Here is a 14,197-nt window from a genome sequence, read left to right as displayed (position 1 = left end):
CACCGTATCTACACATGCAGGGGCATCGAGTATATGTTCCTGCAATGCCCGTTGCCTTCAACTGAGGCCCGGACTGCCTCAAACTTGACCGATGCCCGACACGACTGATCGGGGCGATGTTAGCTTGGCACGCGGCCGAAGGCCGTGGAGCCTGCTCACGCGTCTCTCCATCGCCCTCTTTCTCCTCTTCGTGCCCATTTTCGTCGCAGTCGTCGTTACTTATCTGGAGAACCTCGAGGAGCGCCGCAACACTGCGGTCGCGAACCTCGAGGCGTTGGACCACACCGTTGCCGCCAGCCTGAACAGCTTCGCCCGCGATATGGAGACCTTCGCGGAGTCAGCCTCCGTCACGCTTGCCGCCGCGGCTGAAGCGGGCGTCTCGCTGGACCAGCCAACCTTCGGCACCTACTTCAGAGACCTCGCCCGCAGCTACAACGTGCGGTCGATCTTCCTGACGGACCTCGAAGGCAGGGTCATCGCCGGCACTACGGGCAACGTCGGCTTCGATGTCTCGTCGCGTGGCTACTTCGCCGCACTCCGGGATGGCGCCGAAAAGGTATGGTCCGGCGCCCTTGCCGGCCAGCTGACCGGGCAGACGACCCTCGCCTTCGGCCGCGTGGTGAAGTCCACGCGCGGCGAACCGCTGGCGTACCTGTTCATCGCCTTCTACCCGCCCCAGCTCGCTTCCAGATTGCCGCGGGAGCTAGCGCCCGACACGAACGTCACCCTGATCGACAACAACGGCGTCGTCCTGATCAGTACCCTGCGGGGAGGCCCTGAGACGCCGACCTTCGAGATATCCTCCGCGCCCGAGTACCAGCGCGCCGCTGCCGGCGAGACGGTGCTGGTGCGTGACAAGCCGACGCCCGTGGATGACGGCAAGCGCTACGGCGCTTTCGCGCCCGTCGAGACGACGGGCTGGGTCGTCGGCCTGACGCGGCCTTCATCCGCCATCGAAGGCCCGCTGAACAGCGACTTCGTGCGCTCACTGCTCATCGTTGCGGTCACGTTCGCGGCGGCGCTAGCTGCCGCCGTCGTCATCGCGGCCCGGCTCTCCACGCCGCTGAGGCGGCTGGCATCCTGGGCGGCCCAGATCGAGCGCGGCGAGCAGCCCGCGACCCTCCCGCGCGCCGACGACAGGGACGTGCTGGTCCTCCAGGGGGCGCTGGAGAACATGAGCCGGGCAATCGCGACCCGGGAGAAGGACCTGCGCTTCCTGGCCGAAAGTACGGCCCTGCTCAGCGAAAGCCTTGACTATGAGCAGACCCTTGCCCGGCTCGCCCGCGTACTCGTGCCCGATGTCGGCGATTGGTGCGCCGTGCACCTGGAGGAGGACGGCGAGCTGAAGCCCGTCGCCATCGCCCACGAAGATCCGGCGCGCATCGCCTGGGCCCGGGAGCTTTACGAGCGCTATCCGGTGCAACTCAATGACCAGCGCGGCGTTTACAGGGTCTTCCGGACCGGTGAACCCGAGCTCGTCGAGCGCATCCCGGATGACCTGTTGGCCGAAGCCGCCCTGGACGAGGAGCACCTCGCCCTGCTGCGGGCCGTCGGCTTCACGTCGTACATCTCCGTACCGCTGCGGAGCCGCGAAGGCATCGTCGGCACGATTACGCTCGTAACGGCGGAGTCCCGCCGCAGTTACACGACGCTCGACCTGGCGTTACTGGAAGAGCTCGGCAGCCGTGCCGGCCTTGCCGTTGGTCACGCCAGACTGTACCGGGAGTCTCAGCAGGCGCGCGATGAGCTTGCCCGTGCTAACGAGGCCAAGGACGAGTTCCTGGGCATCGTCTCCCACGAGCTGCGTACCCCGACGACGACAATCTTCGGCGGCGCCCGCTTGCTCAACGACCCCAGCCGCGACCTGCCGGCGGAAGCGCGAGCCGAGCTGCTCCACAACATCGAGGCGGAGGCTGACAAGATGGTCCACCTCATCGAGAACCTGCTCCTTCTGGCACGGGTGGAGATGGGCCGGGAGCCGGAGAGGGCCGAAATTGTCATCGACAACCTGGTCCAGGAGGCCTGCGAGGACTTGCAGCGCAGCCACCCCGACAGGGATGTGAGGGTCGACAACCGGCTCGCCGGGCGCCTCATCCGCTCGGACCAGACCAGCCTGCGCCAGGTCCTGTACAACCTGTTGAGTAACGCCGCGAAGTACGCCCCGCCGCAATTGCCGATCGAGGTCAGGGTGGAAGAGAGAGGGAGCGCCGCCGAGTTCCACGTCCTTGACCGCGGGCCGGGCGTGAAGCCTGAGGAGCTCGCGCTCATCTTCGAGAGCTTCTACCGCTCACCCGGCGTAGCAAAGAAGGCGCCTGGGAAGGGCATAGGTCTCGCCGTCTGCCGCCGGCTGGTCGAGAGCCTGGGCGGCGAGATCAAGGCCGAGGGGCGCCCCGGCGGCGGGCTGGACGTGTGGTTCCGCGTGCCGCTGGCGCCGGCCGGAGAGCCTGCCGACGAGCTGCCGAGGACGGAGGGTGCCGTAGTTGCCTAGTCCGCCCTTACAGCAGACCTTTCGCCTGGAGTGGTCTTCCACGGTGGCCCGGATGTGGACCAGCGAGACGCAGCCGCAGCCGCCGTATTCGGTCCTCGTCATCGATGACGACACCTCTCTCCTCACCCTCCTGCGCATCCTGCTCACCGCGTCCGGCTACGCCGTGACCACGGCCACGGGCGCGGCGCACGCCCTCGACCTTGCCGAGCGCGCCAAGTTCGACCTGGTGCTCCTGGACCTGGAGATGCCGGGCATGGACGGGCGCGATTTCTACGCCGAGCTCCGCCAGCGCGGCATCGACACGCCCGTAGTGATCGTGTCCGCCTACGGCGCCGAGGCGGCGAGGGCCCAACTGGGCGCGAACGGAGCCATTGCTAAGCCCTTCGACCCCGCCGACCTCAGCCGGACTGTGCGTCAAGTCATCGAGCGCACGAGGGGGAGCGCGCAAGCGTGAGGACACCGCGAGGTCCTCTACATATGCGGTCATGCAATGCCGGGTCGCCCGGTCTAAACGGCGCCGCAATATGACATCGCGTTAGACTGGAACGACTACATGGCCCTCGAAGTCCGCTCCGGACGGTCAAAGTCCTATCTGCGGCCCGAGCCGCTCCACCGCCTCACCAGCGCTATCGCCAAAGCGCGGCAGCCGGAGGAGATCTACGAGTCCGCCCTCCACTGTCTCTCGGAGAGCCTGGACGTCACCCGCTCCTCGATAGTTCTCTTCGACCCCGATGGCGTCATGCGCTTCAAGGCCTGGCGCGGCCTTTCGGACGGCTACCGTCGCGCGGTGGAAGGGCACACACCCTGGAGCCCGGATGCGGTCGACCCGCAGCCGGTGCTGGTCCCGGACGTCCTCCTGGAGCCGTCCCTCTCCTCATTCCTCCCCGTCATCCAGCACGAAGGGATCCGCGCCCTGGCCTTCATTCCCCTCACCATCGGCGACCGCCTCCTGGGCAAGTTCATGCTCTACTATCCGGCGCCGCACGACTTCGGCGCTGACGAGCTTGCCGTGTCTAGCACCATCGCCACGCAGGTGGCCTTCGGCCTCGACCAGCAAGAGCACCGGCGGCACGTCGAGGCCCTGCGTGAGAGCGAAGAGAACCTGCGTGACTTCTTCGAAAATGCGGCCGTCGCCCTGCACTGGGTCGACGGCGAAGGCAGGATTATCGGGGCCAACCAGGCGGAACTGGACCTCCTCGGCTATGCGGAAGGAGAGTACGTAGGGCGCCACGTTGCCGACTTCCACGTCGATCGGGAGGCGATCGATGACATTCTCGCCCGGCTGAGGCGTGGCGAGGTGGTCCGCGAGTATGAAGCGCGGCTCCGATGCAAGGACGGCTCCATTCGGCACGTGTTGATCGACTCGAGCGGGTTGTGGCGAGAGGGAGAGTTCGTGCACAGCCGTTGCTTTACGCGCGACATCACGGCGCGGAAGCACGCCGAGGAGCGCCGCGCGCTCTACGAGGCCATCTTCCGGAACTCCTTCGAGGGCATTGCCATCATCGACCCGAACGGCTACTACCACGAGCAGAACTCCGCGCACGCGAGGCTCACGGGCTACACGGACGAGGACCTGCAGGGGCAGACGCCGGCCCTGCACCTGGGGCAGGAGACCTTCGAGCGGGTGGTAGGCGAACTGCAGGCGAAGGGCCGGTTCCGCGCCGACGTCGTCAGCCGCACCAGTACGGGCGAGGAGGTTGACGTCGACCTTTCCGCCTTTGCGGTCACAGACGGCCAGGGCCGGCCCCTGTTCTACGTCGGTATCAAACGAGACATCAGCGAGCGGCGCCGCGCCGAGGAGGAGAGGCGCCGGCTGACCGAAGAGCTGCAGCGGCGCGTGGAAGAGCTGGAAACCCTATTCGACGTCGTGCCCATCGCCATCGCCGTGGCGCACGACCCGGAAGCGTCCCGGATAACGGTGAACCGCGCCGGGGCAAGGATGCTCGGCATCAGCGAGGGCGCGGATGCGTCCCTCAGCGGTCCCGGTGGCCAGGACCTCCCGTTCCGGCTGTACAAGGATGGAATCGAAGTGCCGCCCGAGCAGCTTCCGATGCAACGGGCGGCACGCGAGGACGTCTACCTGGCGGACCTCGAATATGAGCTGGTGCGCGGGGACGGCGCCAGGCTGAGCCTCCTCGAGTACGCGTCCCCCCTCCATGACGCCGAGGGGAAGGTGCGTGGCGCACTCGGCATCTTCGTCGACGTCACGGAGTCGCGCCGCGCCGCGGAGGCCGCGCTCCGCCTCGCGGCCATAGTGGAGTCGTCCGACGACGCGGTCATCTCCAAGGACCTCGACGGCATCATCCAGTCCTGGAACCCCGGGGCCGAGCGGCTCTTCGGCTACACGGCCGAGGAGACGATTGGCAAGTCGATCCGCATGCTGATCCCGGAGGAGCGCCAGGAGGAGGAGGACCGCATCCTGGCGCGCATCCGCGCCGGGGAGCGCGTCGAGCCGTACGAGACCGTGCGGCTTCGCAAGGACGGCACGCTCGTACCGATCTCGGATGCCATCTCGCCCCTCCGCGACCACAGCGGCCGCATCATCGGCGCCTCCAAGATCGCGCGGGACATCTCGGCGCAGAAAGCTGCCGAGGAGGCGATCCGCCAGTCCGCCGCCCTCAAGGACCAGTTCCTGAGCCTCATCTCGCACGAACTGCGCACGCCTCTCTCTACCATCTACGGCGGCTCCCGCCTCCTGAGCGAGCGGTACGAGCGGATCTCCGACGCCGACCGCCGCCTGCTGCTCGAAGACATCGTCAGCGAGACGGCGCGCTTGCAACGGATAATCGAGAACCTGCTCCTGATGACGAAGCTCGATGCTGGCCAGCTGGAGCTGGAGCCGGTGCCCCTCGCCAGCGTCGCCCAGAGGACCATCACGTCTCTTCGTGAGCGCAACCGCGGCCGGGAGATCAGCTTGCGCCGTGAGGGCGACGTGCCGCCGGTAATGGGCAACGCGACCTACGTCGAGCTCGTCATGGAGAACCTGGTGAGCAACGCCATCAAGTACAGCCGAGGCGACCAGCCGGTCGAAGTGGTGGTGACGGGATCGGAAGAGCCAGGGGTGCGCGTCCTGGACCGGGGTATAGGCATCACCCTGGAGGACCGGGAGCGCATCTTCACCCCGTTCTTCCGTTCGGAGGCGGCGCGCGCCTGGGCCTCGGGTGTTGGCGTCGGCCTCGCGGTCTGCAAGCGGGTGATCGAAGCGCAGGGGGGGCGGATCTGGGTGCAGCCGCGCGAGGGCGGCGGCGCCGAGTTCGGCTTCTCGCTGCGCGCCATCCCGGACCCGGAGCCGCCGGAGAAGTAACCCCTGCTCTGGTACGCTGGGTGGGAACGCACCCCGAACCGCGACGGAGGCCCCCATGGCAAGGATCTCCAACCTCAATCATGCCGTCCTCTTCGTCTCCGATCCGGAGAGGTCTGCCCGCTTCTACGAAAACGCCTTCGGCTTCGAGGTGGTGGACCGCATGGGAGACAGCGCCATCTTCATGAAGGCTGCTGGCGGCGCGAACCACCACGACCTCGGCCTCTTCCGCGCACGCGGCGGCCAGGTAGTGCCGGGCAACGTGGGCCTCTACCACCTCGCCTGGGAAGTCGAGACGATCGAGGAGCTGGCGGAAGCCGCCCGCTCGCTCGGCGAGTTGGGCGCGCTTCGCGGCATGAGCGACCACGGCGTCTCGAAGTCCCTCTACGGCGCCGACCCCGACGGCATCGAGTTCGAAGTTATGTGGCGTGTGCCGCGCGAGGCCTGGGGCGAGTACGAGCGGCGCGCTGTCACGATGCCCCTGGACCTGGCCCGCGAGCTGCAGCGCTTCGCCGGCCGTCCGCGAGGCGCCTGAGGGGGTCAGCCGCACTCGGGCCGAATGGCCCTGTTTCACCTGGTGTCGCTGGTCTAGGTTATGGCCGGAAGGGTTGAAAAATGATGACGGACGCGAGGTCAATCCGTACGGCCTTCCAGGTGTGGCAGGTGGACAATTGATTGCCCTGTCGCCACCAGGGGCAGGGCGAATCACATAGCCCAAGTCCGCGGCAGAGGGCCAAGAGGCCAACATCCACGGAGACGAACTCCGACGGCGGAAACGGGCAAGCCAGTCAGCCCAGGCAAAATAGCGACCAGGGGCCGGAGGTCTTCAAGACCTCCGGCCCCTTGATCAGGTTCCGGAAGCGCGATCTACTCCAGCGGCCGTCCTTCGTGATCGAGCAGCACCACGGGATACCCGAGCTCCCTGATGCCCGGCTCGATGACGGCGAGGTCGCCGACGACGAGGACGGTCAGCCGGTCCGGATGGACGTGCTCGGCCGCCACGCGCCGGACGTCGGCCAGCGTGACCGCCTCGAGCTGCTGGACCTGGGTCGTGAAGTAGTCGTCAGGCAGCCCAAAGTGCACGACGTCCAGCAGGCGACGCAACACCTGGCCCGGCGTCTCGAAGGTCGGCGGATAGCCGCGGATAATCCCCAGCTTCGCCTTCTCGAACTCCTCCTCCGTGATCGGCCGCCTGCCGTGCAGGTCCTCGTACTCCTTCAAGGTCTCGATGATCGATTCCTTGGTCACCGCCGTCTGCACAGAGCCGCCGGCGGAGAAGACCGAGCGGGACAAGCGCCAATCGAATCGCGAGCGGTAGCCGTAGCTGTAGCCTTTGTCCTCGCGCAGGTTCATGTTGAGCCGGGCGGTGAACTGGCCGCCGAAGGCCATGTTCATCACTACAAGCGGGAAGTAGTCCGGGTTCGGGCGCGGCAGCGAGAGGTGCCCGGCGCGTATGACAGACTGAGCCGCGCCCGGCTTGTCGATGAGATAGATGGTGACGCCCGAGGGCTCCGGAAACTCTTGCGCGGGCGGCTTCGGGGGCGCCGCCGCGCGCCAGCCGGCGAATGCTCCCTCTATCTGCCTGGCAGCTTCCTCTACCTTGATGTCACCGACGATCACCACCGAAGGCCGGTTATTCAGGAAGGCGCGGCCGTGCGTGTCCACCATCTCCGGCAGCGTTATCGCCGCGACCGACTCCTCCCAGCCGCCTATGGGATGACCGTGCGGCGTCTGACGGCCGAACAGCAGGCCGACCTCCACCCGGTCGGCGATGGCGTTCGGGTCGTCCTTGATGCGGCGGAGGTCGGTCAGGCGCTCGCGCCGCACCCGCTCCACCTCGTTCTCCGGAAAGGTCGGGTTGAGGATAACGTCGGCCATGATCTCGAGCGCCTTCGGCCAGTGCTTCGTCAGCGCCTCGACCGTGACGAGCTGGTTTTCGCGGTCCGCGCCGACGTTGGGCCGGGCGGCGATGAACTCGGACTCCTCCGCGATCTGCGTGCTCGTCCGCGTCTTCGTCCCCTCGGTCAGCAGACGCCCCGTGAAAGACACCAGGCCGGCCCGGTCCTCGGGGTCGATGACCGCGCCGCCCGGGAAGTAGACGGCGCAGGCAATGGTGGGTACTTCGTGCTTCTCGATGATCACCAGGTCGAGCCCGTTGGCGAGCGGTATCCGCTGCGGCGTGGGCGGCAGGAAAGCCGGCTGAGGCGCCGGCGGCGGCTTCACGCTGCGGTCGACCTTCGGCGGCAGGGGCGCGAGCTCGGGCTTCGGCCGCACCACCAGGCGCACGCGCCCCTCGGTGAGCCACTCCCTCGCCACCCGCCGGACGTCCTCTGGTGACACCCGGGTGTAGCGGTCGAAGTCTGAGTTGATGCGCCCGGGGTCACCGGCGAGGACGTTGAAGTAGTTGAGGAGGTCGGCGCGGCCGCCGAATCCGCCGAGGCTCTCGAGCTGACGCACGTAATAGGCCTCGAGGCGGTTGACGGCGCGCTGCACCTCCTCCTCGGATGGAGGCTCTTCCTGGATGCGGCGCACCTCGGCGAGGAGCGCGGCTTCCACCTCGTCGACCGAGTGTCCGGGCGCGACAGTGGCGTCCATCCGCAACTCGCCGGCGATTTCCATCGCGGCGTAGTAGGCGCTGGCCTCGCGCGCGATCTGCTTCTCGTACACCAGCGAGCGGTGCAGGCGCGAGCTCCGGCCCTCACCCAGGATGGAGACGAGCACGTCGAGCGGAGCTTCGTCGGGGTCAAAGCGCGGCGGCGTGACCCAGGAGAAGAAGATGCGCTCGAGCTGCACGCGATCCAGCAGGTTCACACGGATCTCGTGGTCTGGGCGGGGCGTCCAGCGCTCCAGCCTCGGCACTGGCGGGGCCGGCGGCAGGTCGCCGAAGTACTTCTCGACCAGCTTCAGCGCCTCCTCCGGGTTGATGTCGCCGGCGATCGCCAGGCTGGCGTTGTTCGGCGCGTAGAAGCGGCGGAAGAAGTCCTTCACGTCCTCCAGCGTCGCGGCGTCGAGGTCCTCCTGCGAGCCGATGGTCTGCCAGTGATAGGGGTGGTTCGGCGGGAAAAGCGCCTTGCGGATCTCCCAGCCCGCCATCCCGTAGGGCCGGTTCTCGTAGCTCTGGCGGCGCTCGTTTTTCACCACATCGCGCTGGATCTCGAACTTGCGCTCGTCCAGCGCGTCGAGCAGGAAGCCCATGCGGTCGGACTCTAGCCAGAGCGCCAGCTCGAGGTAGTTCGAGGGCACGTTTTCGTAGTAGTTCGTGCGGTCCGTGCTGGTAGAGCCGTTGATGTTGCCACCGGCCTCCTGCAGCGGCTCGAAGTACTCCTTGTTGTGGTGCTTCGACCCTTCGAACATGACGTGCTCGAAGAGGTGGGCGAAGCCCGTACGCCCGGGCACCTCGTTCTGTGAGCCCACGTGATACCAGATGTTCACCGCGACCATCGGGATCGAGTGGTCCTCGTGCAGGATCACGTCGAGCCCGTTCTTGAGGGTGTGCTTCTGGAAGCTGATATTCATCGGCATGCCGGTCGGCTCCATTCTCCCAAAGAGGTCTGCTCGGGGCTTTGAGCGATTATCGCAAACGGCGGCCTTTCGGCCATCGCGCCCGCGGGGCATGGCGGGTAAGATGCGCCAGCGCCATGCCAGCGCCTCCCTTGTTCCTAAACCTCCGTGGCGCGACGGCGGACCGGGAGCGCATCGCCGCCCTGCGGATGAACGCCGCGCGAGACGGTCTCAGGCCTGTGGAGGTCCGCCGTGTTCGGCGCGCTGCCCTGCGCCGTCAAGTGCCCGCTGTCAGCGCGACCTCATGTTAGGATGCGCCGTGAATCCCTGCGCACGTTCGCAAACGTACGATCCGAGAGGCCTGCGCCGAGAGGCCTGCGCATTGTGGTAATCCATTTCAGGTATTGCCAGCAGGGAGGCCAGGCAGTATAGATAGCCTTACTTACCGCACGTAGCTGACGCTGGCTGGCGCGTTGCCGGACGGGCTGGCCGAGACAGGAGGTCGCGTAGAGTGCAACGTTACATAATGCAGAGGTTAATCCTCTCACTCCCGACCCTGATCGGCGTCTCGATCCTGACTTTCGTTGGCCTGCGGGTGATCCTTCCCCAGGACGTTATCGACACGATTGTCGGCGAGTTCGGGCGCAACGACCCCCAGCTTCGCAAAAACCTGGAGCGGGAGCTGGGCCTCAGCTCTAGCATCCCGCAGCAGTACCTCGAGTACATGGGCCTTTGGCCGACGTGCCTCAAGCGCAACTCTCAGGGTGACTGCACCGAGAAGAAATTCTCCGGCGTGCTCCAGGGCAACCTCGGCAAGTCGCTCCATAACGGCCGCAGCGTCACTTCGGAGATGAAACGGCGCGTTCCGATCTCCTTCGAGCTGGGCCTGTGGGCACAGGCGACGGCGATCGCGGCCTCCGTGCCCATGGGCGTGTGGGCCGCGGTCAAGCAGGACAAGTTCCCCGACTATGGGCTCCGGACGGCGGCCATCCTCCTGAACGCCGTGCCCGGCTTCTGGATCGCCGTCCTCGTCATCACCTTCGGGTCGATCTGGTTCAACTGGGCGCCGCCGATCAAGTTCAAGACCCTCACCGAGGACCCGATAGCGCACCTCAAGATCATGGCGACGCCGGCGCTGATCATCGGATTGACGCCCAGCGGCGGCCTCATCCGCCTCGTGCGCACGCAGATGCTGGAGGTGTTGCGCCAGGACTATGTGCGCACGGCGCACGCGAAGGGGCTCAGCAACGCCACGGTCTTCTACAAACATGCGCTGCGCAACGCCCTCATTCCCGTGGTGACGGTGATAGGCGTGGGCCTTCCCGGGATCATCGCCGGGACCGTGATCTTCGAGCAGATTTTCGTGATCCCGGGCATGGGGCGTTACCTGGTAGACTCGGTGAACATCCGCGACTATCCCGTGGTCCAGGGCCTGAACCTGGTCTTCGCGACGCTGCTCATCTTCTCGGTGCTACTGGTGGACATCAGCTACTCATTCCTGGACCCCAGGATCCGTTACAGGTAGCCGGGTAGGGACGGAGGAACGACTATGGCCGTACAACAACTCGGCGGAATCGCGGAGATAGAGGGCTGGAGACAGGAACGAGAGCGCCCGCTACCCGCCCGCGTCTTCGCCGGACTCGCCTCCTTCGCCAGGCGGAAGCCCCTGGGCTTCATCTGCGGGCTAATCGTCTTCGCCCTGATGATCATCGGCGACCTGGTGCCGGTGACCGCGAATTTCATCTATCACGTCGCCGGGACGCCCTTCGGCGGCGGCTACGACTCGGTCTCGACGGCGATTACCGCCGCGGAGGGTAAGCCCGTACCCTACGTGGCCGGCCTTGTCGCGCCTTTCAAGTACGACAAGAACCACCTGCGCGACCGGCTGGAGTCTCCCTCGTCGACCTATCTCCTGGGTACCGATGAGCTGGGCCGGGACATCCTGAGCCGCCTGATCTACGGCGCCCGCGTGTCGATCATCGTCCCCTTCGGCGCCGTCCTCATCAGTGAGGCGATAGCCGCAACCATCGGGATCATGAGCGCCTACTACGGCGGCTGGGTCGACAAGATCTCACAGCGTCTGGTCGACATCTTCCAGGCGCTTCCCGGCCTGGTCGTGATCATCACCGTGCTGGGCATCTTCGGGTCCGGCCTCTGGCAGATGATCGCCGTGATCGGCGTCCTCGGCGGGCCACCCGGTTCTCGCATCATCCGGGGCCAGGTCTTATCGATCATGGCCAGCCCGTACATCGAGGCCGGCCGCGTGATCGGCGCCGGCGACAGGCGGATCATGATGAAGTACGTGCTGCCGAACGTGATGGCGCTGATCATCCTCGGCTCTACGATCCGGCTCGGAGGCGTAGTGCTTCTGGAAGCCAGCCTGAGCTTCCTCGGCTACGGCCTGCCGCCGCCATTCCCGAGCTGGGGCCAGATGCTCAGCCTCCAGGGCCGCGAGTACATGCGCACCGCTCCCGGACTGGCGATCTACCCCGGCATTGCCATCGGCATCGTGGTGTTCTCCTACAACCTGCTCGGTGACGCCCTGCGCGACGTCCTCGACCCGCGCCTGAGGGGCAGCCGTTAGCCGGCCCGGCTATGAAGAGGCCCGCCGCGCGGCGGGCCTCTTTCTTTTCCCTGACTGTGTTCTGCCGTGCCGCCTAGCGGTCTCCGCCTGCCAGGCGCAGCACTTCTGCGGCGTCCGCCTTGACCGTGCGCACTGCGGTTTCGATGCCCTCCAGCAGGCCCTCGATTCCGCGGCTTGACGCTGCGGAGGCCCTCGCGGCACCGCAGGCGGCATGGACCACCGCCAGCGGCATCTCCAGGTCGCTGACGATGGCGCGCGCGAGGGCCGCCAGGACCGAGGGGCTGCTGGCCGGCTCCGCGGACCGGCGCAAAGCGACCTTCAAGCGCTCCCTCCGGCGTTACCCTCCTGCCCGGCCTCGCGGTCGCGCCCGAATGCCGCGAGCGCGGCCTCGAGGCGCGCGCGCTCCGCGGCGATGCCTTCGGACACCGTGGCCAGGAGGTCCTCGAGGGAAGCACCCTGCGCCGAGGCAGCGCCCGCGATGAGGGCCCGCAGCCTGGAGGCCGTCAGGGCCGGCACCGTGGCCTCTGGATCGGACAGGTCGACACCCGCCATCTCCGCGACCTCATAGCCGGCGAACTCTCCGACGGCGTCGAAAATGAGCTCGACCTCATCAGGGCCGAAGCGGCGCCTTCGGCGGTTCGCGATCTCCGCCAGCGCGGCCGCCTGACGGTCGAGGAGGTCGACTTCGATCCTGAGGTCGTCGGGGTTGCGTGGGGCCGGACCGAAGGCTGCCTCGAGGAGGGCCTCCAACTGGGCGCGGTCCAGGGCGGCGCCACGGCCAGCTCGCGGCGTGGCGCGTCCCGGTGTCCTCATCTCCCGGGCCTCCACGCGGCCGTAGCATCGGCGTCGATCGAGGCGCCCATCTGCGGGCAGTGCAACCCGAGACCCGGGACAAAGGGAAGCGAGTGAGGATGAATGTGCAAGGCGGCCTTCCTTGCCTGCTGGAGATCGCCCTCCAGGTACTTCGGCATAAACCGGGTTGCAGTTTAGAGGTAATCACCCTGGTTTCTGCAATCCGGTGGCTGAATTGCGGCTTGCCGCGCCCTGATTTCGAGCGGCCGGGGACGGATGAGGGTTGCCCAGGCAGATCGGTCTGCATAGAATGCGTCTGCTTGAACGGGGACAGGAGTTGGGCGCGGACGGACGCGCCCTTTTCAGGAAGGTGCGATGGCCGTCGAAGATACCCTGCAGCAGGTCGAACTCTTTTCCGAGATGCCGCGCAAGGACCTTACCCGGCTGGCCAAGGTCACAGTCAAGCGTGAGTACAAGAAGGGCGACATCATCGTCCGGGAAGGCGACCTCGGTATCGCCTTCTACGTCGTCTCGAAGGGACACGTCGAAATCGTCCGCGGGCTGGGCAAGCCAGAAGAGCACGTCATCTACACTCACGGGCCGGGCGGTTTCTTCGGCGAAATGGCGCTCTTCGACAACCAGGTGAGGAACGCCAGCGCCCGCGCCAAGGACGATTGCGAGTGCCTGGTCCTCACGAAGTGGGACTTCAACGCCGAATTGAATGCACCGGGCTCGCGCGTCGCCGTCGCAATGCTGCCGATCCTCGCCCGTCGCATCCGTGCCCTGAACGAGGCCGCCGAAACGCACTGAGCGCGGCGCCCGGCAGTCCAGCATCTCAGCAGGCCAGGACTGCGAGCGCAGGCCGGCGACCTTTCGCTGGCTCCTAGACGAACATCAGGGCCGGTTTCTCGAGCAGGTCTTTTAGCGTCGCCAGGAAGCGCGCGCCTTCGGCGCCGTCCGTCGCGCGGTGGTCCGCCGAGAGAGCGAGCGTCATCATCGAGCGTACGACCACCTGGCCGTCCTTCACAACCGGCCGCTCCTGGACGCGGCCTACGCCGAGGATCGCCGTCTGGGGCGGGTTGATGATGCCGATCAGGGAGTCGACGCCGAAGGCGCCCAGGTTCGTGATGGTAAAGGTGCCAGCCGTGTACTCCTCCGGCGAGAGCGCGCCGCCGCTGCGGGCGCGCTCCGCAAGGTCGCGAGCCTCTCGCGAGATCTGCGTCAGCGGCTTCGCCTGGCAGTCGAGCACGGCGGGCGCGATGAGGCCGTCCTCCAGGGCGATGGCGATGCCGATGTTGATGCGGCCGTGGACCTGCAGGTGGTCTTCGACCCACCAGGAGTTGAAGTTCGGGTGCTGCTGCAGGGCGCGCGTGCAGGCAATGATGAGGAGGTCGTTGACGCTCACGCGGCCGCTTTCGCCCAACCCCTCGTTGATCTGCGCCCGCATTCGCAGCGCTTCGGTCATGTCCACGTCCAGCGTGAGGTAGTAGTGCGGCGCCTCGCGCTTCGACTGCGACATGCGGCGGGCAAT

General features: G+C 66.8%; 11 protein-coding genes. 7 read left to right on the top strand and 4 right to left on the bottom strand.

What is annotated here, in order from left to right; all coding sequences use genetic code 11:
- Nucleotides 1–124: 124 nt before the first annotated feature.
- From VNN10_09465 to VNN10_09450, 4 genes are all read left to right on the top strand, one after another.
- A complete protein-coding gene (locus VNN10_09465; protein ID HXH22247.1) occupies nucleotides 125–2,488 on the top strand; it encodes an ATP-binding protein in 2,364 nt (787 codons plus the stop codon).
- Between the two features lie 52 nt (nucleotides 2,489–2,540).
- Nucleotides 2,541–2,942 (top strand): response regulator, encoded by a 402-nt coding sequence (locus tag VNN10_09460; GenBank protein HXH22246.1) that lies wholly within the window; start codon nucleotides 2,541–2,543, stop codon nucleotides 2,940–2,942.
- 99 nt (nucleotides 2,943–3,041) lie between these two features.
- The gene (locus VNN10_09455) at nucleotides 3,042–5,792 is read left to right on the top strand and encodes a PAS domain S-box protein (protein HXH22245.1); all 2,751 of its coding nucleotides are present in this window, start codon (nucleotides 3,042–3,044) and stop codon (nucleotides 5,790–5,792) included.
- 55 nt (nucleotides 5,793–5,847) lie between these two features.
- Nucleotides 5,848–6,324, top strand: coding sequence for a VOC family protein (locus tag VNN10_09450; GenBank protein HXH22244.1), 477 nt, complete (start codon nucleotides 5,848–5,850; stop codon nucleotides 6,322–6,324).
- 332 nt (nucleotides 6,325–6,656) lie between these two features.
- Here the strand turns inward: VNN10_09450 and VNN10_09445 are convergent, their stop codons facing one another.
- Nucleotides 6,657–9,311: a pitrilysin family protein gene (locus tag VNN10_09445; GenBank protein HXH22243.1), complete on the bottom strand. Its 2,655-nt coding sequence runs from the start codon at nucleotides 9,309–9,311 to the stop codon at nucleotides 6,657–6,659.
- A gap of 490 nt (nucleotides 9,312–9,801) precedes the next feature.
- On the opposite strand from VNN10_09445, the gene VNN10_09440 reads away from it, so the two are divergent.
- Nucleotides 9,802–10,815 carry an ABC transporter permease gene (locus VNN10_09440; protein HXH22242.1) on the top strand — a complete coding sequence of 338 codons (1,014 nt, stop codon included), beginning with the start codon at nucleotides 9,802–9,804 and terminating at the stop codon, nucleotides 10,813–10,815.
- A 24-nt stretch (nucleotides 10,816–10,839) separates the two neighbouring features.
- Nucleotides 10,840–11,874 (top strand): ABC transporter permease, encoded by a 1,035-nt coding sequence (locus tag VNN10_09435; GenBank protein ID HXH22241.1) that lies wholly within the window; start codon nucleotides 10,840–10,842, stop codon nucleotides 11,872–11,874.
- Nucleotides 11,875–11,947: 73 nt separating this feature from the next.
- Here the strand turns inward: VNN10_09435 and VNN10_09430 are convergent, their stop codons facing one another.
- Entirely contained in the window at nucleotides 11,948–12,196 is a 249-nt protein-coding gene (locus tag VNN10_09430; GenBank protein ID HXH22240.1) for a hypothetical protein, read from the bottom strand.
- Nucleotides 12,193–12,687, bottom strand: coding sequence for a hypothetical protein (locus VNN10_09425; protein HXH22239.1), 495 nt, complete (start codon nucleotides 12,685–12,687; stop codon nucleotides 12,193–12,195). The genes VNN10_09430 and VNN10_09425 overlap by 4 nt, the downstream gene beginning before the upstream one ends.
- A gap of 354 nt (nucleotides 12,688–13,041) precedes the next feature.
- On the opposite strand from VNN10_09425, the gene VNN10_09420 reads away from it, so the two are divergent.
- Nucleotides 13,042–13,476: a cyclic nucleotide-binding domain-containing protein gene (locus VNN10_09420; GenBank protein HXH22238.1), complete on the top strand. Its 435-nt coding sequence runs from the start codon at nucleotides 13,042–13,044 to the stop codon at nucleotides 13,474–13,476.
- A 73-nt stretch (nucleotides 13,477–13,549) separates the two neighbouring features.
- Here VNN10_09420 and VNN10_09415 read toward each other — a convergent pair.
- Nucleotides 13,550–14,197, bottom strand: a 648-nt coding sequence (locus tag VNN10_09415; GenBank protein HXH22237.1) for a dihydrolipoamide acetyltransferase family protein, incomplete at its 5' end; no start/stop codon positions are given.

The sequence above is a fragment of the Dehalococcoidia bacterium genome, assembly GCA_035574915.1.
In the GTDB taxonomy this organism is placed as follows: domain Bacteria; phylum Chloroflexota; class Dehalococcoidia; order DSTF01; family WHTK01; genus DATLYJ01.
The sequence above is the reverse complement of the archived record's forward strand: the minus strand, read 5'-3'. Positions and strand labels throughout refer to the sequence as shown.